Source organism: Pimelobacter simplex (assembly GCF_024662235.1).
In the GTDB taxonomy this organism is placed as follows: Bacteria; Actinomycetota; Actinomycetes; order Propionibacteriales; family Nocardioidaceae; genus Nocardioides.
Genome location: NZ_CP096276.1, coordinates 1,944,190 through 1,966,779 on the forward strand (window position 1 = coordinate 1,944,190; position 22,590 = coordinate 1,966,779).

At 72.9% G+C, this 22,590-nt stretch carries 20 protein-coding genes; 14 read left to right on the forward strand and 6 right to left on the reverse strand.

Annotated features, from left to right (window positions below):
* Positions 1 to 12: 12 nt before the first annotated feature.
* The 6 genes from M0M48_RS09420 (at position 13) to M0M48_RS09445 (ending at position 5,700) form a co-directional block, all read left to right on the forward strand.
* A complete protein-coding gene (locus M0M48_RS09420; RefSeq protein WP_215815844.1) occupies positions 13 to 468 on the forward strand; it encodes an Lrp/AsnC family transcriptional regulator in 456 nt (151 codons plus the stop codon).
* Positions 469 to 580: 112 nt separating this feature from the next.
* Complete coding sequence (locus M0M48_RS09425) at positions 581 to 1,399, forward strand: carbon-nitrogen hydrolase family protein (RefSeq protein ID WP_215815843.1); 819 nt, start codon at positions 581 to 583, stop codon at positions 1,397 to 1,399.
* A complete protein-coding gene (locus M0M48_RS09430; protein ID WP_215815842.1) occupies positions 1,396 to 3,087 on the forward strand; it encodes a flavin monoamine oxidase family protein in 1,692 nt (563 codons plus the stop codon). The genes M0M48_RS09425 and M0M48_RS09430 overlap by 4 nt, the downstream gene beginning before the upstream one ends.
* Positions 3,088 to 3,110: 23 nt before the next feature.
* Positions 3,111 to 4,052, forward strand: coding sequence for an ABC transporter ATP-binding protein (locus M0M48_RS09435; RefSeq protein ID WP_257750923.1), 942 nt, complete (start codon positions 3,111 to 3,113; stop codon positions 4,050 to 4,052).
* On the forward strand, positions 4,049 to 4,816 hold the full coding sequence (locus M0M48_RS09440; RefSeq protein WP_215815841.1) for an ABC transporter permease: 768 nt from the start codon (positions 4,049 to 4,051) through the stop codon (positions 4,814 to 4,816). Before M0M48_RS09435 ends, M0M48_RS09440 begins: the two co-directional genes overlap by 4 nt.
* Positions 4,817 to 4,818: 2 nt before the next feature.
* Positions 4,819 to 5,700 (forward strand): COX15/CtaA family protein, encoded by an 882-nt coding sequence (locus M0M48_RS09445; protein WP_257750924.1) that lies wholly within the window; start codon positions 4,819 to 4,821, stop codon positions 5,698 to 5,700.
* 18 nt (positions 5,701 to 5,718) lie between these two features.
* Here the strand turns inward: M0M48_RS09445 and M0M48_RS09450 are convergent, their stop codons facing one another.
* Both M0M48_RS09450 and M0M48_RS09455 read right to left on the reverse strand, forming a co-directional pair.
* Positions 5,719 to 6,636, reverse strand: a complete 918-nt coding sequence (locus tag M0M48_RS09450; RefSeq protein WP_252373615.1) for a heme o synthase — start codon at positions 6,634 to 6,636, stop codon at positions 5,719 to 5,721.
* A 109-nt stretch (positions 6,637 to 6,745) separates the two neighbouring features.
* Positions 6,746 to 7,345: a TetR/AcrR family transcriptional regulator gene (locus tag M0M48_RS09455; protein WP_257750925.1), complete on the reverse strand. Its 600-nt coding sequence runs from the start codon at positions 7,343 to 7,345 to the stop codon at positions 6,746 to 6,748.
* Between the two features lie 104 nt (positions 7,346 to 7,449).
* On the opposite strand from M0M48_RS09455, the gene M0M48_RS09460 reads away from it, so the two are divergent.
* The 8 genes from M0M48_RS09460 to M0M48_RS09495 all read left to right on the forward strand — a co-directional run bounded on the left by M0M48_RS09460 (position 7,450) and on the right by M0M48_RS09495 (position 19,867).
* Complete coding sequence (locus tag M0M48_RS09460) at positions 7,450 to 9,165, forward strand: amidohydrolase (RefSeq protein ID WP_257750926.1); 1,716 nt, start codon at positions 7,450 to 7,452, stop codon at positions 9,163 to 9,165.
* Positions 9,162 to 10,487: a M20 family metallopeptidase gene (locus M0M48_RS09465; protein WP_257750927.1), complete on the forward strand. Its 1,326-nt coding sequence runs from the start codon at positions 9,162 to 9,164 to the stop codon at positions 10,485 to 10,487. Before M0M48_RS09460 ends, M0M48_RS09465 begins: the two co-directional genes overlap by 4 nt.
* Entirely contained in the window at positions 10,484 to 11,671 is a 1,188-nt protein-coding gene (locus M0M48_RS09470; RefSeq protein ID WP_257750928.1) for a nitrilase-related carbon-nitrogen hydrolase, read from the forward strand. Before M0M48_RS09465 ends, M0M48_RS09470 begins: the two co-directional genes overlap by 4 nt.
* A 91-nt stretch (positions 11,672 to 11,762) precedes the next feature.
* Positions 11,763 to 13,874 (forward strand): transketolase, encoded by a 2,112-nt coding sequence (gene tkt / locus M0M48_RS09475; RefSeq protein ID WP_257750929.1) that lies wholly within the window; start codon positions 11,763 to 11,765, stop codon positions 13,872 to 13,874.
* Between the two features lie 39 nt (positions 13,875 to 13,913).
* Positions 13,914 to 15,020, forward strand: a complete 1,107-nt coding sequence (gene tal / locus M0M48_RS09480; RefSeq protein WP_215815833.1) for a transaldolase — start codon at positions 13,914 to 13,916, stop codon at positions 15,018 to 15,020.
* A 5-nt stretch (positions 15,021 to 15,025) separates the two neighbouring features.
* On the forward strand, positions 15,026 to 16,696 hold the full coding sequence (gene pgi, locus M0M48_RS09485; protein WP_257750930.1) for a glucose-6-phosphate isomerase: 1,671 nt from the start codon (positions 15,026 to 15,028) through the stop codon (positions 16,694 to 16,696).
* Positions 16,693 to 17,436, forward strand: a complete 744-nt coding sequence (gene pgl / locus M0M48_RS09490) for a 6-phosphogluconolactonase (protein WP_257750931.1) — start codon at positions 16,693 to 16,695, stop codon at positions 17,434 to 17,436. Before pgi ends, pgl begins: the two co-directional genes overlap by 4 nt.
* A gap of 172 nt (positions 17,437 to 17,608) precedes the next feature.
* Entirely contained in the window at positions 17,609 to 19,867 is a 2,259-nt protein-coding gene (locus tag M0M48_RS09495) for a class F sortase (RefSeq protein ID WP_257750932.1), read from the forward strand.
* 20 nt (positions 19,868 to 19,887) lie between these two features.
* Here M0M48_RS09495 and M0M48_RS09500 read toward each other — a convergent pair whose 3' ends face one another.
* From M0M48_RS09500 to M0M48_RS09515, 4 genes are read right to left on the reverse strand one after another with little or no spacing between them, the layout of a single operon-like run.
* A complete protein-coding gene (locus tag M0M48_RS09500) occupies positions 19,888 to 20,250 on the reverse strand; it encodes an RNA polymerase-binding protein RbpA (RefSeq protein ID WP_038679084.1) in 363 nt (120 codons plus the stop codon).
* Positions 20,251 to 20,310: 60 nt separating this feature from the next.
* On the reverse strand, positions 20,311 to 20,547 hold the full coding sequence (gene secG / locus M0M48_RS09505; protein WP_052138671.1) for a preprotein translocase subunit SecG: 237 nt from the start codon (positions 20,545 to 20,547) through the stop codon (positions 20,311 to 20,313).
* A 27-nt stretch (positions 20,548 to 20,574) separates the two neighbouring features.
* Positions 20,575 to 21,375, reverse strand: a complete 801-nt coding sequence (gene tpiA / locus M0M48_RS09510; protein WP_257750933.1) for a triose-phosphate isomerase — start codon at positions 21,373 to 21,375, stop codon at positions 20,575 to 20,577.
* Positions 21,376 to 22,581 (reverse strand): phosphoglycerate kinase, encoded by a 1,206-nt coding sequence (locus tag M0M48_RS09515; protein ID WP_374584382.1) that lies wholly within the window; start codon positions 22,579 to 22,581, stop codon positions 21,376 to 21,378.
* Positions 22,582 to 22,590: the final 9 nt, after the last annotated feature.

Sequence of the window (22,590 nt, forward strand, 5' to 3'; positions counted from 1 at the left end):
ATAATGAGCCCCATGCAGCCCGACCAGCTCGACCGCCAGATCATCGGCGTCCTCCTGGAGGACGGCCGGGCGACCTACGCCCAGATCGGCGACCGGGTCGGGCTGTCGGCGCCGGCGGTCAAGCGCCGCGTCGACCGGCTGGTCGCCGCGGGCGCGATCACCGGCTTCACCGTGCGGGTCGACCCGGCGGTCGTCGGCTGGTCCACCGAGGGGTACGTCGAGATCTACTGCCGCGGCTCGACGTCGCCCGACCAGATCCTCGCCGCGGTCGAGAAGCTGCCCGAGGTGGTCTCGGCCTCGACGGTCACCGGCGAGGCGGACGCCATCCTGCACATCCTGGCCGCCGACGTGCGCCACTTCGAGCAGGTCGTCGAGCGGATCGCGCGCGAGGACTTCATGGTGCGCACGAAGAGCGAGCTCGTGATGTCTCCCCTGCTCCGCCGCGAGCAGGGCAGCCTGCCGTCCTGACCGCGCCTGGTGCAACGGATCGCCGCCGCAGCGGGTCCTGACGCAACGGATCGACGCCGACCGGCAACGCGCACCTCTCGATCCTGCGCCGCCGCGGCAATAGCGTGAGCCCGTGACCGCACCTACCGATGCGCCCGGCCTGGTCGTCGCCGCCTGGCAGGCCGACGGCCCGCTGCGCGACGTCCCCGCCGCGCTCCGCGCGCTCGACGCCGCAGCCGCCGATGCCGCGGCGCGCGGCGTCCGCCTGCTCGTGTGCCCCGAGCTCACGCTCACCGGCTACGACATCGGCCCCTACGCCGCCGAGCTCGCCGAGCCCCCGGGCGGCCCGATGGCCCAGGCCGTCGCCGGCATCGCCCGCGACCACGGTCTCGCGATCGCCTGGAGCTGGCCGGAGCGCGACGGCGAGGTCGTGCACATCTCCGCCGAGCTCGTCGACCGCGACGGCGCCGTGCTCGCCCGGCACCGCAAGGCGCACCTCTACGGGCCCGACGAGGCCGCGGCGTACGTGCCGGGCGACGGGCACCCCGTCGTCGCCACCCTCGACGGGTACCGGGTGGGACTGCTGGTCTGCTACGACATCGAGTTCCCCGAGCAGGTCCGGCTCGTCGCGCTCGAGGGCGCCGACGTGCTCGCCTGCCCCACCGCGCTGATGGAGCCCTACGAGACGGTCAGCAGCCTGCTCGTGCGCGCCCGTGCCTACGAGAACCAGATGGCCGTCGTCTACGCCAACCGGGCGGGCACCGAGAACGACCTGACCTACTGCGGCAGCAGCTGCATCGTCGGCGCCGACGGCACCGACCTGGCCCGGGCCGGTGACCAGGCGGCGCTCGTCGTCGGCACCGTCACGCCCGCCGCGCTGGCCGACGCGCGCCGCGCCAACACCCACCTGGCCGACCGCCGGCCCGACGTCTACGGAGGCCTGAACCGATGACCACCGCGCAGACCACCCCGGACGCCGTCCCCGCCGGCGGGCAGCCCGGCGGCGTCACCATGCTCGGCCCCGACTTCCCCTTCTCGTACGACGAGCAGCTGGCCCACCCCGCCGGCCTCGGCGCCGTCCCGGCCGAGCACCACGGACGCGAGGTCGCGGTCGTCGGCGGCGGCCTGTCCGGCATCGTGACGGCCTACGAGCTGATGCGCCTGGGCCTGCGCCCGGTGATCTACGAGGCCGACCAGATCGGCGGCCGGCTGCGGTCCCAGCCGTTCGGCGGCGCCGACGGCCCGATCGCCGAGCTCGGCGGCATGCGCTTCCCGCTGTCCTCGCGGGCGCTCTTCCACTACATCGACAAGGTGGGGCTGCGCACCTCGCCGTTCCCGAACCCGCTCTCCGAGGCGACCCCGAGCACGGTCATCGAGCTCGGCGCCGAGTCCCACTACGCGCGCACCTACGACGACCTGCCGCCGTTCCTCAAGGACGTCGCCGACGCCTGGCACGAGGCACTCGGCGAGGTCGGCTTCGCCGAGATGCAGCAGGCGCTCACCGACCGCGACGTCCCCCGCATCCGCGAGCTGTGGGAGCGCCTGGTGCTCGAGCTCGACGAGGAGCCGTTCTCGGGCTTCCTCGCCAACAGCAAGGCGTTCCAGGCGCGCAGCCACCGCCACCGCGAGGCCTTCGGCCAGGTCGGCTTCGGCACCGGCGGCTGGGACACCGACTTCCCGAACTCGATGCTCGAGATCCTCCGCGTGATCTTCACCAACGCCGACGAGGAGCACCAGATGATCCACGGCGGCGCCCAGCAGCTGCCGGTCGGGCTCTGGAACGAGGCCCCGGACTGCGTGCACTGGCCCGCCGGCACCACCCTGGCGAGCCTGCACGGCGGCGCCCCGCTGCCCGGCGTGGCCCGGATCGCGCCCGGCACGGACCGGCAGTTCGAGCTGACCGACCGCTGGGGCACCGCCCGCCAGTACGACGCCGTCGTGGTGACCTGCCAGGTCTGGCTGCTCTCCGCGCGCATCGACGTGGACGAGTCGCTGTTCTCGCCGGCGCTGTGGATGGCGATGGAGCGGACGCACTACATGCAGTCGTCCAAGACGTTCGTGCGCGTGGACCGGCCGTTCTGGAAGGACACCGACCCCACGACCGGCCGGGACCTGATGAGCATGACGCTCACCGACCGGCTCAACCGGGCGACGTACCTCCTGGAGGACGACGGCGCCGCGTCGATCTGCCTGTCCTACACCTGGAACGACGACGCCTTGAAGTGGCTCGCGCTGCCGGTCGAGGAGCGGGTGCGCCTCCAGCTCCACTCGCTGCGCAAGATCTATCCGGACGTCGACGTCGCCTCGCACATCGTGGGTGACCCGATCACCGTCTCGTGGGAGTCCGACCCCAACTTCATGGGCGCCTTCAAGGCCAACCTGCCGGGTCACTACCGCTACCAGCGGCGGCTCTTCACCCACTTCGTGCAGGACGCGCTGCCGGCCCACCAGCGCGGGATCTTCCTCGCCGGCGACGACATCTCGTGGACCGCCGGATGGGCCGAGGGAGCGGTCACCACGGCGCTCAACGCGGTGTGGGGTGTCGTGCATCACTTCGGTGGTGCGAGCGCTCCGGGAAACCCGGGCCCGGGCGACCGGTTCGACGAGCTCGCACCCCTGGCCCTGCCCGACGGCGTCTGAGACGGCGTTCCTAGACTGTCGCCGTGTCTCTCGCTGCTGACCATGCTGTCGAGGTCGACGGACTGGTGATGCGGTACGGCGACACCGTCGCCGTCGACGGCCTCTCGTTGACCGTCGAGCGGGGCACTATCACCGCCGTGCTCGGCCCCAACGGCGCCGGCAAGACCACCACGCTCGAGACCTGCGAGGGCTACCGCCGCCCCCAGGCCGGCACCGTGCGGGTGCTCGGTCTCGACCCGGTGCGCGAGCGGCGCGAGCTGCTCCCCCGGATCGGCGTCATGCTCCAGTCCGGCGGCGCGTGGAGCGGTGCGCGCGCCGACGAGATGCTCCGGCACTTCGCCCGGCTCCACGCCCATCCGCTCGACACCGGCGTGCTCATGGAGCGGCTCGCGCTCCACGAGTGCGGGCGGACGCCGTACCGGCGGCTGTCGGGGGGCCAGCAGCAGCGGCTCGGCCTGGCGCTCGCGCTGATCGGGCGCCCCGAGCTGGTCTTCGTCGACGAGCCGACCGCCGGCATGGACCCCCAGATCCGCCGGGCGGTGTGGGAGCTCCTCGACGAGCTGCGCACCGACGGCGTCACGGTGGTGCTCACCACGCACTACCTCGAGGAGGCGGAGCGCCTCGCCGACAAGGTGCACATCGTCGACCGCGGCCGGCTCGTGGCCAGCGGCACGCCCCTCGAGCTCACCCGCGGCGGCACCGTGGCGACCCTGCGCATCGTCGTCACCCAGCCGTTCCCGCCGGGTGCGCCCGCCGCCCTCGCGGCCCAGCTCGGGCCGGCCACCGAGCTCGTCGAGCTCGACCCGCTGAGCATCCAGCTCTCCGGACCCGCCGACAGCACCACGCTCGCCACCGTCGCGGCCTGGTGCGCCGCCCACGACGTGCTCCCCGAGTCGCTCTCGTTGGGGCAGCGCAATCTCGAGGACGTCTTCCTCGAGCTGACCGGCCGGGAGACCCTGTCATGAGCACGTTCGCGCCCGCCCCCGGCGCCGCGCCCGTCGTCCGCCAGCTCGTCACGCAGGCGGGCATGGAGGCGCGCCTGATGCTGCGCAACGGCGAGCAGCTGCTCCTCGCCGTGGTGATCCCCGTGATCGTGCTCGTCGGCGCGGTCCGCGGCTCCGAGAAGGTCGGTCTCGACCTCGGCGGCAAGCCCATCGACGTGCTCACCCCGGGCGTCCTCGCCCTGGCCGTCATGTCGACCGCGTTCACCTCGCTGGCGATCGCGACCGGCTTCGAGCGGCGCTACGGCGTGCTCAAGCGGCTCGGCACCGCTCCCCTGTCGCGCTCCACACTGCTCGGCGGCAAGGTCGTCGCCCTCCTCGTCGTCGAGGTGTTCCAGTTCGTCGTCATCGGCGGCGTCGGGCTCGCGCTCGGCTGGTCCGGCCCCTCCGGCGTCGTCGGGGTCCTCGCGGTCCTGCTGACCGCGCTGTGCGGGACCGCCGCCTTCGCCGCCCTCGGCATGCTCCTGGCCGGCTCGCTGCGGGCCGAGGCCACCCTCGCCGCGGCCAACCTCGTCTACCTGCTGCTGCTCGCCGGCGGCGCCGTCGTCCTCCCCGCCGACCAGTACGGCGGCCTCGGCGACGTCGTGCGCTGGCTGCCCTCGGGGGCGCTCGGCGAGGCCATGCGCAGCGCGTGCGACGGCGTGGTCGCCGTACGCGACCTCGTCGTGCTCGTGGCCTGGGCCGTCGCCGGCTCCGCGCTGACCGCCCGAACCTTCAAGTGGGAGTGAACGTGACCACCACGTCCCGGCTCGCCGACCTCCAGCGCACCCTGGCCGCCCGCCTGGTGCCGCTGGCCTGGGCCAACCTCGTCGCCAACATCCTGATCGTCGTCACCGGCGGCGCCGTCCGCCTGACCGGGTCGGGCCTCGGCTGCCCGACCTGGCCCAAGTGCACCGACGAGTCCTACACCGCCCACGGTGCCCTCGGCATCCACGGCGTGATCGAGTTCGGCAACCGGCTGCTGACCTACGTGCTGCTCTTCATCGCGCTCGCCTTCGTGATCGCCGCCTGGCAGCGCGCCGGCCGGGTGCGCACGCTGGCCCTCGTCGTCCTCGCCGGCATCCCCGCCCAGGCGATCGTCGGCGGCATCACCGTGCTGACCGACCTCAACCCCTGGGTCGTCGCCGGCCACCTGCTCGTCTCGATGGCGATGGTCGGCGTCTGCGTCTGGATCCTCGACGAGCTCACCGGCCCGGTCCGCCCGTTGGCCTCGGTCGTCTCCACGCGCCTGGCCTGGGCGACCTTCGCCGTCGGCTGGGTCGTGCTCTGGCTCGGCACCGTCGTGACCGGCTCCGGCCCCCACTCCGGCGACCTCGAGTCGCGTCGTACCGGGCTCGACCCGGCGACCGTCTCCCACATCCACGGCTACTCGGTGTGGCTGCTCGTCGTCCTCACCGTCGCCCTCGCCCTGGTCGCCCGCCGGCGCGGCGACGAGCGGCTGGCGATGTTCGCCGCCGTGCTGCTCGTGGTCGAGCTGGCCCAGGGGCTGCTGGGCTACGTGCAGTACTTCACCGACCTGCCCGAGATCCTCGTCGGGCTGCACATGCTCGGCGCCGCGGTGATCGCCGCGGGCCTCGCCCGGGTCGTGGTCACGACCCGCGCCCGCGGCTGAGCCGCGTTCCGGCCCGGCTCAGTGGAGCAGCGGGTCGATCGCGACGGCGACGAAGAGCAGCGACAGGTACAGGTTCGACGAGTGGAACAGCCGCATCGGCTGGAGCACGCTCAGCTCGTCGGACGTCTTGGCCCGCCGGTGCAGACCGTGGGCCTGCACCAGGAACACGGCACCGAGCACCGCGGCCACGATCGGGTAGACCAGACCGGTCTCGGCGACGGGCCACAGGAGCAGCGACGTCGCGACCATGACCCAGCTGTAGAGCACGATCTGGAGCGCGACCGTGCGGGCCGGCTTGACCACCGGCAGCATCGGTACGTCGACCTGCGCGTAGTCCTCGCGGTAGCGCAGCGCGAGCGCCCAGGTGTGCGGCGGCGTCCAGAAGAACACCACCGCGAACAGCACGATCGGCACCCAGGAGAGCTCGCCGGTCACGGCCGTCCAGCCGATGAGGGCCGGGAAGCAGCCCGCGATGCCGCCCCAGACGATGTTCTGGGTCGTGCGCCGCTTGAGCAGCATCGTGTAGATGAAGACGTAGAACGCGTTGGCGCTGACCGAGAGCACGGCGGACAGCGGGTTGACCCACACCGCCAGCACCACGGTCGAGAGCACGCCGAGCACCACGCCGAAGACCAGCGCGGCCCTCGGGGTGACGATGTGGCGCGGCAGCGCCCGGCGGCGGGTACGCCGCATCTGCTCGTCGATGTCGCGGTCGTAGACGCAGTTGAAGACCGACGCGGACCCGGCGGAGAGCGTGCCGCCCACGACGGTGGCCACGACCAGCCCCAGCGGGGGCACGCCGCGCGCGGCGAAGAACATCACCGGCACGGTGGTCAGCAGCAGCAGCTCGATGACGCGCGGCTTGGTCAGCCCGACGTACGCCATCACCACGTCGCGGAAGGTCGCCTTGTGCGGTCCCTCGTCGTCAGCCAGCAGCTCGGGGCCGGTCGGGTCGACGTAGGTCACGGAAGTCCTCGCAAACAAGGGGTAGAAGCGCTCCGAGTGTAGCCCGAGCGCTTCTCGGGGGAGAAAGCGGACACGGGGGTCAGTGCTGTGGGAAGAATCTCGCGACCAGCGGCCGCAGCCGGGTCTCCTCGAAGTCGTCGACCGGCAGCGCCAGGTGCTCGAGCACGAGACCGTTGACCGCGGTGAGCAGGTCGGCGGCCGCGGCGTCGGGCTCGGCGACGCCCGCACCGCGCAGCTCGCCGGCGAACGCGGCGCGCTGGGTGGTGCCCCAGGCGTCGAGGGTGGCGCGGAGCGCGGGCCGGCGGGCCACCGCGAGGAAGAGCTCGTAGCGGGCGATCGCGGCGTCGCGGTCGTCGCTCAGCGCCCCCATCAGGTACGACGTCAGCCGGTCCACGCGCTGCGCCACCCCCGCCGAGGGCAGCTCGGAGAAGACCGCGCGCACCTCGTCGATCTGGCGGGTCGCCAGCCGGCGCAGCGCCTCGTCGAGCAGCTGGTCGAGCGTCCCGAAGTAGTAGCGCGCGTTGCCGTGGGTGGTGCCCGCCTCGGTCGCGACCGAGCGGTGGGTCAGGGCACCGACGCCGTCGCGGGCCACGAGCCGGATCGCGGCGTCGAGGAGGGCCTCGCGACGCGCCACGCCACGGGCCATCCGGGGCTCGCGCACGGAGGGGGTCGAGCTCATGGCCGCATCGTATCCGCGCCGATTTCGGAATCAGTCTTCTCCAAACGGAGAAAACAGGATTACGGTGGCGCACGTCACTGTCGACCACGCCGAAAGGGCCTCCTATGACCAACACACTCATCACCGGTGGGCGGGTGCTCACCCTCGACCCGGACCGCCCCGAGGCCGAGGCCGTCGTCCTCTCCGGAGGGCGGGTGCTCGCCGTGGGCGAGCGACGCGCGATGGAGGACCTCGCCGGAGCGGGCGCCGAGCGCGTCGACGCCGGCGGCGGGGTCGTAATGCCGGGCCTGGTGGACACCCACCCGCACGTCATGCACTTCGGGATCCTGTCCGGCGGCATGGTCGACCTGACCGACGCCGTCGACCACGCCGACATCGTCGCCCGGATCCGGGCCAAGGCCGCCACGACGCCGGCCGGCGAGTGGATCATGTGCACGCCGGTGGGCGAGCCGCACTACTTCATCCGGCGCAACGAGAAGGACCTGCTGGAGCGGCACCTCCCCGACCGCTGGACCCTCGACGCGGCCACCGCCGAGCACCCCGTGATGATCCAGGCCTGGGCACCGCGGATGCCCAACGTCGTCGCCTTCAACAGCGCCGGGCTGCGCGCCGTCGGGCTCAGCGCGTTCATCCCCGACAAGGTCTGTGACGTCGAGATCGAGAAGACCGACGCGGGCGACCTGACCGGCATCCTGCGCGGACCGGTCACGAACTACTACACCTACGACCCGTTCTGGGGGCAGATCCTCACCAAGCTCCCCCCGCCGAGCATGGAGTCGGCCGCCGCCGGGACGCTCGCCGAGATGGCGCGGTTCACCGCCCAGGGCGTCACCACGGGCTACGAGGGCCACGCCATGGAGCCCGAGCACATCGGGCTCTACCAGCACCTGCGGGCCGCGGGCGCCCTCACGATGCGGATCCAGGCCACCCTGGACGTCGAGTCGGTGATCTTCTACCCGTTCGACCCGCTCTCAGAGGCGGAGTTCGCCGCCCGGCTCCCCCGGCTCGCGGCGCAGGTCGGCGACCTCTCCGACGACCTGCTGCGCCTCGACGGGCTCACCATGAGCCCCGGTGGGCCGTGCTTCTCGGGCTACTTCGCGACGTACGAGCCGGCCCTGGACCCGTTCGGGCGTCCCACCCGCGGCACCCGGTTCCTCTCGGTCGAGAAGGAGGAGGCGTTCGTCCGGTACTGCGCGACCGAGGGCATCCGGGCCAACATGTGCCTGGGTGCGTTCCGCGAGCACGACGACTTCCTCGACATCGCCGAGCGGGTCGTGCAGGAGCACGACTTCCGCGACCGGCACTGGATCCTCCAGCACGCGATCACCATCACCCCCGCGCAGGCCCGCCGCTACAAGGACCTGGGCTTCCAGGTCACCACCAGCGCCGGCTTCGCGTGGGGCAAGGGCGCCATGTACGGCGAGCGGATCGGCGAGCACGCCTGGCGCGACCTCGAGCCCCTCCAGCGCCTCACCGACCAGGGCCTCGAGCTGGCCGGGGGCTCCGACTGGGGGCCGAAGAACCCCTGGGAGCAGATCGAGCTCGCCCAGACCCACCGGTTCGCGGGCAGCGACCACCGCAACGACGGTCCCGACCAGAGCCTCTCCCGCCTCGACGCGCTGCGGATGTGGACCTCCGGCGCCGCGAGCGTCCTCGGCTGGGACGACATCGGCACCCTCGCACCCGGCAAGCACGCCGACGTGATCATCGTCGACCGCGACCCGCTGGCCTGCGACATCGACGACCTGCGGGGCACCCGGGTGCTGCGCACCTACCTGGGCGGCGAGATCGTCCACGACACCGAGGAGATGACGGCATGACCGCCGCCACGGACAAGACCCTGGCCCGTCTCGACGGGATGCGCGACGAGATGGTCAGCACGCTCCAGGAGGCCATCGCCATCCAGAGCATCAACCCGACCTACCCCGACCAGGACTACGACGACCTGGTCGGCGGCGAGACGGCGGTCTCCCAGCTGCTCGCCGGGCACTACCGGGAGGCCGGCGCGGAGACCCAGCTGTTCGGTGACGCGGCCGGGCGCGACAACGTCGTCGGGGTCGTGCGCGGCACCGGAGGCGGCCGCTCGCTGATCTTCAACGGCCACGTGGACGTCGTACCGGCGGGTGATGCGGGGGCCTGGACCCACGACCCGTTCGCCGGGCACGTCGACGGCACCCACATCTGGGGCCGCGGCTCGGTCGACATGAAGAGCGGGTTGGTGGCGCAGGCCTTCGCGGCCCGGGCACTGCACGAGTCCGGCGTCCGCCTGCGCGGCGACCTGATCCTCCAGGGCGTCGCCGGCGAGGAGAACCTCGAGCACCACCTGGGCACCTCGCTCGTCCTCGGCAACGGCTTCGTCGCCCACGGCGCGATCATCGCCGAGCCGACCGGTGCCGTCGGCCCCTTGAGCGTCATGCCGGCCACGCCGGGCGTCCTCGTCATGCGGATCACCGTCACCGGCAAGACCGGGCACGCCTCCGCGCGCTCGCTGATGCGCGCCCAGCTGCGCAGCAGCCCGGACGAGGAGCCGATCGCCGCCAGCGCCCTCGACAGCGCGCTGCGGGTGCACGACGCGCTGCGCCGGCTGGAGGACGAGTGGGAGGTGACGTTGACCGACCCGCTGTTCGAGCCCGGGCAGTTCACCATCGGCCTCGACGTCATCGACGGCGGCGCCCGCGCGGCGCGCAACGTCGCGTTCATCCCGGACGAGACCACGCTGGACTACGCGATCTTCTACCCGCCGTCGGTCGACGTCGCGACCATCCAGTCCGAGATCACCGCGACGGTCGCGCGGGCCGCCGAGGCCGACCCGTGGCTGCGGCGCAACCTGCCCAAGGTCGAGTGGCCGATGCACTACCCCGGTGGGCGCACCGACCGCAGCGACCCGCTGTGCCAGACCGTCGTCGCGGCGCGCGAGGAGGCCGCCGCCGGTACGGCGTACGCCGGGGCGCCCGACGTGCGCCCCTTCCCGAGCGCCACCGACCTCACCTGGTTCACCGCCGCGGGCATCCCCGCGGTCGGCCTGGGGCCGGGCTCGCTGTCGATGGCGCACGCCGTCGACGAGCGGTGCGCCATCGACGAGATCGTCGTCGCCGCCAAGGCCTACGCGGCCGCGGCGATCCGCTGGTGCGGTGCGGTGTGACGGGGCCTGCCACGCCTGCCACGCCGGCCGCGCCCGTCGCGCCGTACCTCGCGGTCGGGCTGTCGACGTACGTCCACGGCATCGGGGCGCGCGAGCACATCGCCCGCAACCTCGACACGATCGAGGAGGCCTTCCACGCCGCGGTCTCGATCGTCGGGATCAACATGCCGGTCAAGCTCGTGGCGCTCTCCGAGGGCGCGCTCACCGGCTTCACCGACGAGATCTACGACCTCCCGCACGTCCGCAGCGCGCGCGACCTTTTCATCGACATCCCCGGCCCCGAGACCGAGCGGATCGCCGAGCTGGCGCGCATGTACGACACCTACGTCATCGTGCAGTGCAAGGCGCGCTGGCCCGAGGTGATCGAGGACCGGTTCTTCAACGTCATGGTGGTGATCTCGCCGAGCGGTGAGATCGTGCACCGCGCCGCGAAGAACCACGTGTGGTGCCGCGAGCACTCGTGCACGCCGCACGACGTCTACGACCGCTGGGTCGAGCTGTTCGGCGACGGGATCGACGCCTTCTACCCGGTGCTGCGCACGCCGGACATCGGCAACATCGGCACGATCTGCTGCAGCGACGGCGAGTACCCCGAGGCCGTGCGGGCGCTCGCCCTCAACGGTGCCGAGGTCGTCTACCGGCCCAGCGAGGCGGTGCCGATGACCACCGCGGGCCCGGACGACGGCGGCACGTGGCTCCTGCAGAACCGGGCGCACGCGCACTTCAACAGCCTCTACATGCTGTGCCCGAACACCGGTCCGGTGTACTCCTCCCCCGCGGCGGAGCACCCCGTCGACATCGCCGGCGGCAACGGGCACATCGTCGACTACAACGGGCACGTGGTCGCCCGCGCCTCCTCCGGCGCCAACGCGATCATCACCGCCCCGGTCGACATCGAGGCGCTGCGCCAGTTCCGGATGATGAACCTCAACTCCAACTGGCTCAAGGACGTCCGGACCGAGCTGTTCCGCCGGATGTACGACCGGCCGATCCACCCGGCCAACCTCTGGCTCGACACCGAGCCGGGGCGGCACGCGGATGTCGACGAGATCTACCGCGCCAACATCGCGCGACTCGTCGCGTCGGGGGCCTGGACCGAGCCGTCGGTGCGGTTCCCGGGTGCGCGCCACTTCCCCACCCCGGCCGACGGCGACCTGGACGCGATCGCGTCCGACTGGTCCTAGCCGGGGCCTGTCGTGGTGTCCGGCCGGCAGCACACCGGCCGGGCACCACGCGAATGTCTCTCTCCCCGCGGCGCTCGGTAGGCTCGGAGCCATGATCCCGGAGCTCGAGTGGACCGACCTCGACCGCAAGGCAGTTGACACCGCCCGCGTCCTCGCCATGGACGCCGTCCAGAAGGTGGGCAACGGTCACCCGGGCACGGCCATGAGCCTCGCGCCGGCCGCGTACCTGCTGTTCCAGAAGGTCATGCGCCACGACCCGGCCGACCCGGCCTGGATCGCCCGCGACCGGTTCATCCTGTCCTGCGGCCACTCCTCGATCACCCTCTACACCCAGCTCTTCCTCGGCGGCTTCGGCCTCGAGCTCGGCGACCTCGAGGCGCTGCGCACCTGGGGCAGCAAGACCCCCGGCCACCCCGAGTACGGCCACACCGCCGGCGTCGAGGTCACCACCGGCCCGCTCGGCCAGGGCGTGGCCAACGCGGTCGGCATGGCGATGGCGGCCCGCCGCGAGAAGGGCCTGCTCGACCCCGAGGCCCGCGAGAGCGCGTCGCTGTTCGACCACCACATCTACGTGCTCGCCTCCGACGGTGACCTCGAGGAGGGCGTCAGCAGCGAGGCGTCGTCCATCGCGGGCACCCAGGAGCTCGGCAACCTCACCGTCATCTACGACGCCAACCGGATCTCGATCGAGGGCGACACCCACATCGCCTTCAACGAGGACGTCGCGAAGCGCTACGAGGCCTACGGCTGGCACGTCCAGACCGTCGACTGGACCGGCACCGACCACGCCGACCTCGCGAACTACGAGGAGGACGTCCCGGCCCTGCACGCCGCGATCAAGGCCGCCGACGAGGTCACCGACAAGCCCTCGCTGATCGTGCTCAAGACGGTCATCGCCTGGCCGGCGCCCAACGCCCAGAACACCGAGGCCGCCCACGGCTCGGCCCTCGGCGCCGACGAGGTCGCCGCGACCAAGAAGGTCCTCGGCTTCGACCCGGACAAGACCTTCGAGGTCCCCGCCGACGTCCTGGCCCACACCCGCTCGCTCGTCGAGCGCGGCAAGGCCTGGGGCGCCGCCTGGGACAAGGAGTACGACGCCTGGGCCGCGGCCAACCCCGAGGGCGCCGCCCTGCTCCACCGGCTCAAGGACCGCCGCCTGCCCGACGGCATCGAGGCCGTCCTGCCGGTCTTCGAGGCCGACGCCAAGGGCGTCGCCACCCGCGCGGCGTCCGGCAAGGTCATCAACGCCGTCGCCGGTGTCATGCCCGAGCTGTGGGGCGGCTCGGCCGACCTCGCCGGCTCCAACAACACCACGATCAAGGACGCGCCGTCGTTCCTGCCGGTCGACCGCTCCGTCGAGGAGTGGACGGGCGACCCCTACCAGGGCCGCGTCCTGCACTTCGGCATCCGCGAGCACGGCATGGGCGCGATCATGAACGGCATCGCCGTCCACGGCGGCACCCGCGTCTTCGGCGGCACCTTCCTCACGTTCTCCGACTACATGCGCGGCGCGGTCCGCGTCGGCGCACTGATGAAGGCGCCGGTCGTCTACGTCTGGACCCACGACTCCATCGGCCTCGGCGAGGACGGCCCCACCCACCAGCCGATCGAGCACCTGGCGGCGCTGCGCGCCATCCCGGGCCTCGACGTCATCCGCCCGGCCGACGCCAACGAGACCGCCGCCGCCTGGCTCCAGGTCCTGCGCAACAACGACCGGCCCGCCGGCCTGATCCTCAGCCGCCAGAACGTCCCGACGTTCCCCCGCGGCACCGACGGCTACGCCACCACCGACGACGTCGCCAAGGGCGGCTACGTCCTGCTCGACGCCGAGGGCGGCCAGCCCGACGTCGTCCTGCTGGCGACCGGCTCCGAGGTCCAGCACGCCGTCGCCGCGCGCGACAAGCTCGCCGCCGAGGGCATCGGCGCCCGCGTCGTCTCGCTCCCCTGCCTCGAGTGGTTCGACGCCCAGACCCAGGCCTACCGCGACGCGGTCATCCCGCCCACCGTCAAGGCGCGCGTCTCCGTCGAGGCCGGCGTCAGGCAGGGCTGGCGCGACTACGTCGGCGACGCCGGGCGCATCGTCAGCATCGACCACTACGGCGCCAGCGCCGACGCCGGCACGCTCTTCCGCGAGTTCGGGTTCACGCCCGAGGCCGTCGTCCAGGCCGCCAAGGAGAGCATCGCGGCGGCTGCTCGCGACTGACCTCACGACTCCCGCACCACCACCGCACGAGGAGGATCCATGAGTGAACGACTGAAGGCCCTCGCTGACGCGGGGGTGTCCATCTGGCTCGACGACCTGTCCCGCGAGCGGATCGAGACCGGCAACCTCGCCGCGCTCGTCGCCGACAAGTCGGTGGTCGGCGTGACCACCAACCCGACGATCTTCGCCGGGGCGATCTCCGACGGCGAGCGCTACGACGCCCAGGTGCGCGGGCTCGTCGCCGACGGTGCCGACGCCGACAAGGTGATCTTCGCGCTCACCACCGACGACGTCCGCAACGCGTGCGACGTGCTCGCCCCCGTGGCGGCCGCCCACCACGCCGACGGCCGGGTCTCGATCGAGGTGGAGCCCACGCTCGCCAACGACACCGACGCCACGGTCGCCTCGGCCAAGGCGCTGTGGGCGGCGGTCGACCGGCCCAACGCGCTCATCAAGATCCCGGCGACCCTCGAGGGCCTGCCCGCGATCACCTCGGTGATCGCGGCCGGCATCAGCGTCAACGTCACGCTGATCTTCTCCGTCGAGCGCTACCGCGGCGTCATGGACGCCTACCTCGCCGGCCTGGAGCAGGCCCAGGCGGCCGGCATCGACCTGGCCACCATCCAGTCGGTGGCGTCCTTCTTCGTCTCCCGCGTCGACACCGAGATCGACGCGCGGCTCGACAAGATCGGCTCCGACGAGGCGCTCGCGCTGCGCGGCCAGGCCGCCGTGGCCAACGCCCGCCTGGCCTACGCCGCCTTCGAGGAGGTCCTCGCCTCCGACCGGTGGCAGGCGCTCGCCGCGGCCGGCGCCCACCCGCAGCGCCCGCTCTGGGCCTCCACGGGCGTCAAGAACCCGGCGTACCCCGACACGCTCTACGTCACCGACCTCGTCGTCGCCGACACGGTCAACACGATGCCCGAGAAGACCCTCCTCGCCTTCGCCGACCACGGCGAGGTCGAGGGCGACCAGGTCACCGGCCAGGGCGCTGCCGCCCAGCAGGTCTTCGACCGCCTCACCGCGGCCGGCATCGACCTCGACGACGTGTTCGCCGTGCTCGAGACCGAGGGTGTCGACAAGTTCAAGACCTCGTGGACGGAGCTCGTCGCCACCGTCGAGGCGCAGATGGCCCAGGCCGGAGGCTGAAACCGGTGGGCGCGGCTCCCGTCGACCCCCGGTCGACCGCTGCCTGGGCGAGCCTGACCCGGCTCGCCGACGGTTTCACTCCCGACCTGCGTCGTTGGTTCGCCGACGACCCCGACCGCACCGACCACCTGTCGTACGACGCGGGCGACCTCCACGTCGACCTGTCCCGCAACCTGCTCTCGGCCGAGGTCCTCGACGCGCTCGTCGCGCTGGGGGCCGAGGTCGGGCTGCCGGCGCGCCGGGACGCGATGTTCCGCGGTGACCAGATCAACGTCAGCGAGAACCGCGCCGTGCTCCACACGGCGCTGCGGCGCGCGGCCGACTCCAACCTCGTCGTCGGCGGCGCCGACGTCGTCGAGGAGGTCCAGACCGTCCTGCGCCGGATCTACGCCTTCGCCGACGACGTCCGCTCCGGCACCTGGCGCGGCTTCACCGGCCAGGCGATCCGCACGGTCGTCAACATCGGCATCGGCGGCTCCGACCTCGGCCCGGTGATGGCCTACGAGGCGCTCAAGCCCTACGCCCAGGCGGGCCTGGAGTGCCGGTTCGTCAGCAACATCGACCCGACCGACGCGGCCGAGACCCTCACCGGACTCGACCCGGCAACCACCCTCTTCATCGTGTCGAGCAAGACCTTCGGGACCCTCGAGACCCTCACCAACGCGCGCCTGTGCCGGGCCTGGCTCCTCGACGGGGTCCGCGCGGTCGCCGACGGCGCCCCCGCCGACGCCGACATCGTCGCCCGCCACTTCGTCGCGGTCTCCACCGCGCTCGACAAGGTCGCCGAGTTCGGCATCGACCCGGCCAACGCCTTCGGCTTCTGGGACTGGGTCGGCGGGCGCTACTCCGTCGACTCCGCCATCGGCACCTCGCTCGCCGTCGCCATCGGCCCCGAGCGCTTCGAGGAGTTCCTGGCCGGCTTCCGCACCATCGACGAGCACTTCCAGAGCGCGCCGCTGGAGCGCAACGTGCCCGCGCTGATGGGCCTGCTCAACGTCTGGTACACCAACTTCCTCGGTGCCCAGACCCACGCGGTGCTGCCCTACGCCCAGTCGCTGCACCGCTTCCCGGCGTACCTGCAGCAGCTGACGATGGAGTCCAACGGCAAGCGCGTCCGCTGGGACGGAACCCCCGTCACCACCGACACCGGCGAGGTCTTCTGGGGCGAGCCCGGCACCAACGGCCAGCACGCCTTCTACCAGCTGATCCACCAGGGCACCCGGCTCGTCCCGGCCGACTTCATCGCCTTCGCCACGCCGACCTACCCGCTCGCCGACGGCGCCACCGACGTCCACGAGCTGCTGCTCGCCAACTTCCTGGCCCAGACCCGGGCCCTGGCGTTCGGCAAGACCGCCGACGAGGTCCGCGCCGAGGGCACCGCCGAGGCGATCGTCCCGGCCCGGGTCTTCCCCGGCAACCGGCCCACGACCTCGATCATGGCGCCCGCGCTCACGCCGTCCGTCCTCGGCCAGCTCATCGCGCTCTACGAGCACATCACGTTCACCCAGGGCGTCGTCTGGGGCATCGACAGCTTCGACCAGTGGGGCGTCGAGCTCGGCAAGCAGCTCGCCGTCCAGATCGCCCCGGCACTCGCCGGCGACGCCGACGTGCTGGCCGCCCAGGACACCTCCACCCAGGCCTTCGTCCGCTACTACCGGGAGCACCGTCAGCGATGACCACGCCCACCCCTGACCGCCCCGCCCCCCTCGTCGAGGTCCACCCGGACCCGCCCGCCCTGGCCACCGCCATCGCCGGCGAGCTCCTCAACCGGATCGCCGACGCCCAGGCCGCCGGCCACGTCCCCGACATCGGCCTCACCGGCGGCACCATCGCCGACGCGGTCCACCGCGAGATCGCCCGCCTGGCCCCCGCCTCCGGCGTCGACTGGGGCGCGGTGAGCTTCTGGTTCGGAGACGAGCGCTACGTCCCCGCCGACTCCCCCGACCGCAACCTGGTCCAGGCCCGCGCGGCCTTCCTCGACGAGGTCGGCGCCTTCCGGGTCCACACCGCCCCCGCCTCCGACGAGTCCGACGACCTCGCCGCCTCCGCCGCCTCCTACGCCGCCACGATCCGCTCCGAGGGCGGCGGGGACTTCGACGTCCTCATGCTCGGCGTCGGCCCCGACGGCCACGTCGCCTCCCTCTTCCCCCACCACCCCGGACTCGACGTCGTCGACGCCATCACCGCCCCCGTCGAGGACTCCCCCAAGCCCCCACCCGACCGCGTCACCCTCACCTTCGAGGCCCTCAACCGCGCCCAGTCGGTCTGGTTCCTGGTCAGCGGCGACGCCAAGGCCGACGCGGTACGCCGCGCGCTCGCCGAGGAGGGCTCCGTCCAGGACACCCCCGCCCGCGGAGTGTCCGGCAAGGCCGAGACGGTGTGGTTCCTGGACAGCGGGGCGGCCAGCGCGCTCTGAGCTCGCCGGCTCGGTCCCGGGGGCCGCGAGCGGCCGGTCTGCTCGTCTCGCCCGCCGCTCTGGTCCCTGGAGCGTCCACCTGTTGTCCCCAGGCGGCTGACCACAGGAGGTCATCCCCAGGCTCCGGCCCACCGGATGCCTCCCGGCCACCCCGCTGCCGAAGATCGCTCGCATGCGATCCTCCCTGCTCCGGCTCCCCCTCGTCCTCGTCCTCGCGCTGGTCCTCGCGCTGATCACCGCTCCCCCCGGACCGGTCCGCCTCAGCTCCGCCGCGCCGCCTCCCGCGCCCGATCCCGCGCCCGACCCCGGCGCCGCCTCGAGCAGCGCCCGGCCCAGCGGTGCCGGGCGGGTAGCGCCCGTCGCCGCCCGCAGCCCCGGCTTCGCCGGCCTCACCACCCCCAGCGGACACGAGCTCGGCGTCGCCCGCCTCCCCGACGGCACCACCGGACTCTGCCTCGACACCGGCCCGCGCCCCTGGCCCACCCCCGCCTCCGGACACCCCCGCGCCACCACCGTCACCGACCCCGTCGTCGGCTACCTCCTCTCGGTCCGCCTCCCCCGCGCCCGACGCGACCCCGCGCACGCTGCGGCGCTGTGGTGGGCGATCGGGCTGCTGCGCGGCCGGAACTCCGGGCCCGCTGCCATGCGCGCCTACCTCGCCGAGCTCGGGCGGGTCGACGCCGGGCTCGCGGCGCGCGTGCGTCGTACGGGGGGAAGGTGGGTGCGCGACGCAGTCCGCCACGCCGCCCCGCGCCACGGCTACCGCGCGCCGACGCCCGTGCTCGCCCCGGGCGGGCTCACCGGCCTGGGCCTGCGGTCGGCCCGCGGACTCCCGGTGCCCGGCGTCCGCGTCCACCTGCGCCTGACCGGCGGGGCGACCTTCGCCGACGGCCGGACCACCCGTGCCTTCACCACCACGACCACCGCCCCCGCGCCCGTGACCTGGCGTCGTGGCTCCGAGCCCGCCCGCGCCGTCGGGGTCCAGGTCACCTATGCCCAGGTCCCCGAGCACCGCTTCCGGCTCCACCGGTCGGGTCCGCGGGTCCAGCGCGTCGCGACCTCCTCCGGCCTCCGGATCCTCCGCACCCACGCGACCGCACCCGCCCTCCGGATCCCCGTCATCCGGACCCAGGTCAACCTCCAGCACGCTCAGGTCGGCGCCCGCCTGGTCGACGCCGTCACCGTCTCCGGCCTCGGTACCCGCCGGCTGCCCAGCCCGCTCCTCGGCGAGTGGCAGCTCCTCGGCCCGGTCGCGCCGGCACCCGCGCCGGCACCCGCATCCGCGCCGTCCCCGGCGGCCTGCCGGGACCGCGACTGGTCCGGGGCACCACTCGCCGGCCACGGACGGTTCACGGTCCCCCACGACGGCACCTTCTCCGTCGGCGCCACCCCGGTCACCGTGACCGGCTGCTACACCTACCGCGAGCGCCTCGCCGGCTCCGCCACCACCGCCCCCGCACCGTGGACGCCGGCCGGTCTGGTCGAGGAGACCACCCTGGTCACCAGCACTCCCCACATCCGGACCCTCGTCAACCGCCAACGAGCCACCGAGGGCGACACGCTCATCGACAAGGTGGTCGTCACCGGTCTGCCGACCGGCCCCGGTACGAGCGACGCCTCCGAGGCATCCGGCAGCTCGCTGACCGGCCAGTGGCAGCTCCTCGGCCCGGTCGCGCCGGACCGGGCCGGCCGCTGCGCCCGCGCCTCGTGGACGGGCGCTCCGGTGGCCGGCGCCGGCACCTTCCCGGTCCCGCTCACCGGCGCCACCAGCGCGACCGTCGCGGTCGGCCGGACCCGGATCACCCGTGGCGGCTGCTACACCTACCGCGAGGCCCTCGCCGGCTCACCGCACAGCGCGCCGGTGTCCTGGACGGCCGCAGGCATCGCCGAGGAGACCTCCCTCGTCGGACCGCGCCCGGTCCCCGTGCCGCACCACCCGCGCGTCGACACGGGAGGTTCCCGCAAGGGCGCCGCGCAGCACGGCCGGACACGGGGGCGTGCGACGGTCGCGCTGCCCCGCCTCGGGCTGACCGCGACCCTCAGCGGGGTCGCCTTCCGGGGGTCGGTGCTCCCCGCGCCCCGCGGCGCCCACCATGCCGGACAGTGGACCCACGGCGCGCCGCTCGACGCGCTCGTCGGCACCACCGTGCTCACCGGACACGTCGCGGACGACCGTGGCCGGCCCGGCGCGTTCGCCGGGTTGAGGTCGGCGCGCCGGGGTGACGTCGTACGGGTGGCGGAGGGCGGCACCGTCCGCCGTTGGCGCGTCACCCGCACCTGGTCAGCCGACCGCAGTCGGCTGCCGCGCAGCGTCTTCACCCAGGATGTCGACCGTCGCCTCGTGCTCATCACGTGCACGGACCGCGTGGCCACGCCGGGTGGAGGCTTCCACTACCGGCGCAACCTCGTCGTCGAGGCCGTCCCGTGGTGACCCACGGGCAAGGGCTCAGCTCAGAAGATGATCTCGCCGGACTTGCGCCGCGAGCGCAGCAGCTGGATCGCCTCGTCGAGGATGACCTCGGCCTCCTTGTCGGAGCGGCGCTCCTTCACGTAGGCCAGGTGCGTCTTGTACGGCTCGATCTTCGGAGCCGGCGGCGCGTTCTCCGAGTCGAGACCGGCGGGCAGGCCGCACTTGGGGCAGTCCCACGACTCCGGGACCGACGCCTCGACGGAGAAGGTGATCACGGCTCGGTGACCATTCGCGCAGAAGTACGTCACCGCCTGCCGGGGAGCCGCCTCGCCGCGCTCGGCCTCTCCCATCGGACCCGCGCCGACACGACTGCCACGGATCGCGTTTCCACCACCACCAGCCAACGGACTATCTCCTCAAAGCCTCGGACGGCCGCGGTTCTCCCGCAGGCCGGATGCAGTAGATCAGTTCTGGTACGCGAGCAGGAGGCCCAGCGCGATGACGCAGGCGAACCAGATCACGCCGATCCCGACCGTGAACCGGTCGAGGTTCCGCTCGGCCACGGAGGAGCCGCCGAGCGAGCTCGACACTCCGCCACCGAACATGTCCGAGAGGCCGCCGCCCCGACCCTTGTGCAGCAGCACGAGCAGGATCAGGATCAGGCTCGTGATCACGAGCAGCACAGTCAGAAGCGTCGACACGCGAGGAATCCTACGTCAGGTCCGGTACTAGGACAGCACCGGCATGTCGTAGAAGCGGCAGATTCCCCCGAACTCGTCCGCCTCGAGGCTCGCGCCGCCCACGAGGGCGCCGTCGACGTCGGTCTTGGCCATGATGCCGGCGACGTTCGCGGCCTTCACCGAGCCGCCGTAGAGGATCCGTACGGCGTCCGCCGCCTCGTCGCCGAACAGCTCGCGCACCTTGCCCCGGATGGCCGCACAGACCTCCTGCGCGTCGTCCGGGGTCGCCACCTCACCGGTGCCGATCGCCCAGACCGGCTCGTAGGCGATGACCAGCCCGGCGACCTGCTTCTTCGACAGCCCCGCGAGGGAGCCCTCGACTTGGGCGTTCGTGTACGCGACGTGCTCGCCCGCCTGGCGTACGTCGAGCCCCTCGCCGACACAGACGATCGGGGTGATCTTCTCCCCCAGCGCCGCCTTCGCCTTGGCGTTGACGACCGCGTCGGTCTCGTCGTGGTACTGGCGCCGCTCGGAGTGGCCGACCACGATGTAGGAGCAGCCGAGCTTGGCGAGCATCGCCGCCGAGATCTCGCCGGTGTAGGCACCCGCCGCGTGCGCGGAGACGTCCTGCGCGCCGTAGCGGATCGAGAGCCGGTCGCCGTCGATCAGCGTCTGCACCGACCGGATGTCGGTGAACGGCGGGATGACCGCGACCTCGACCTTGCCGTAGTCGTGGCGCTTGTCCGACAGCGTCCAGGCGAGCTTCTGCACGAGCACCACGGCCTCGGCGTGGTTGAGGTTCATCTTCCAGTTGCCCGCCATCAGGGGCGTGCGCGTCGTGCTGGCCATTCAGTCCTCCAGAACCGTGATGCCGGGGAGTTCCTTGCCCTCGAGGTACTCGAGGCTCGCGCCGCCGCCGGTCGAGATGTGACCGAAGGCGGCCTCGTCGAATCCGAGGGTCCGTACGGCGGCCGCGGAGTCGCCGCCGCCGACGACGGAGAGTCCGTCCACCTCGGTGAGCGCCGCGGCGACCGCGCGGGTCCCCTCGGCGAAGGCGGCCTGCTCGAAGACGCCCATCGGACCGTTCCAGAAGACGGTCCTGGCGTCCGCGAGGGCGGCCGCGAAGGCGACGCCGGACTCGGGACCGATGTCCAGGCCGAGCGCGTCGGCCGGGATCGCGGTGGCGGCGACCACGCGCGCCGAGGCCTCGTCGCCGAAGCTGTCGGCCACGACGACGTCGGTGGGCAGCACGATCTCGACGCCGAGCTCCTTGGCGCGGGCCTGGTAGGCGCGGACCGTGTCGAGCTGGTCCTCCTCGAGCAGGCTCTTGCCGACCTCCAGGCCGTCGGCCTTGAGGAAGGTGAAGACCATGCCGCCGCCGATGAGCAGCTTGTCGGCCTTGCCGAGCAGGTTGTCGATGACGCCGAGCTTGTCCGAGACCTTGGAGCCGCCGAGGACGACGACATAGGGCCGGGCCGGGTCGCCGGTGAGCCGGCGCAGCACGTCGATCTCGGCGGCGACGAGGCCGCCCATCGCGTGCGGCAGGCGCTCGGCGACGTCGTAGACGCTGGCCTGCTTGCGGTGCACGACCCCGAAGCCGTCGGAGACGAAGACGTCGGCGAGGGCGGCGAGCTGGTCGGCGAAGGCGCCGCGCTCGGCGTCGTCCTTGCTGGTCTCGCCGGCGTTGAAGCGGACGTTCTCGAGCAGCGCGACCTCACCGTCAGCGAGGGCGGCGACGGTCTCCTGGGCGGAGGCTCCGACGGTGTCGGTAGCGAACGCGACCCGCCCACCGAGCAGCTCGCCGAGGCGGGCGGCGACGGGAGCGAGCGAGTAGGCCGGGTCCGGCTCGCCCTTCGGGCGGCCGAGGTGGGCGGCGACGACCACGCGGGCGCCCGCGCCGGCGAGCGCCTGGATGGTCGGGACGCTGGCCCGGATCCGCCCGTCGTCGGTGATGGTCGACCCGTCGAGGGGGACGTTCAGGTCCGACCGGACGAGCACGCGCTTGCCCGCGACACCCTGGAGGAACGACTCGTCGAGCCCGTTGATTGCTGTCACAAGCGTCAG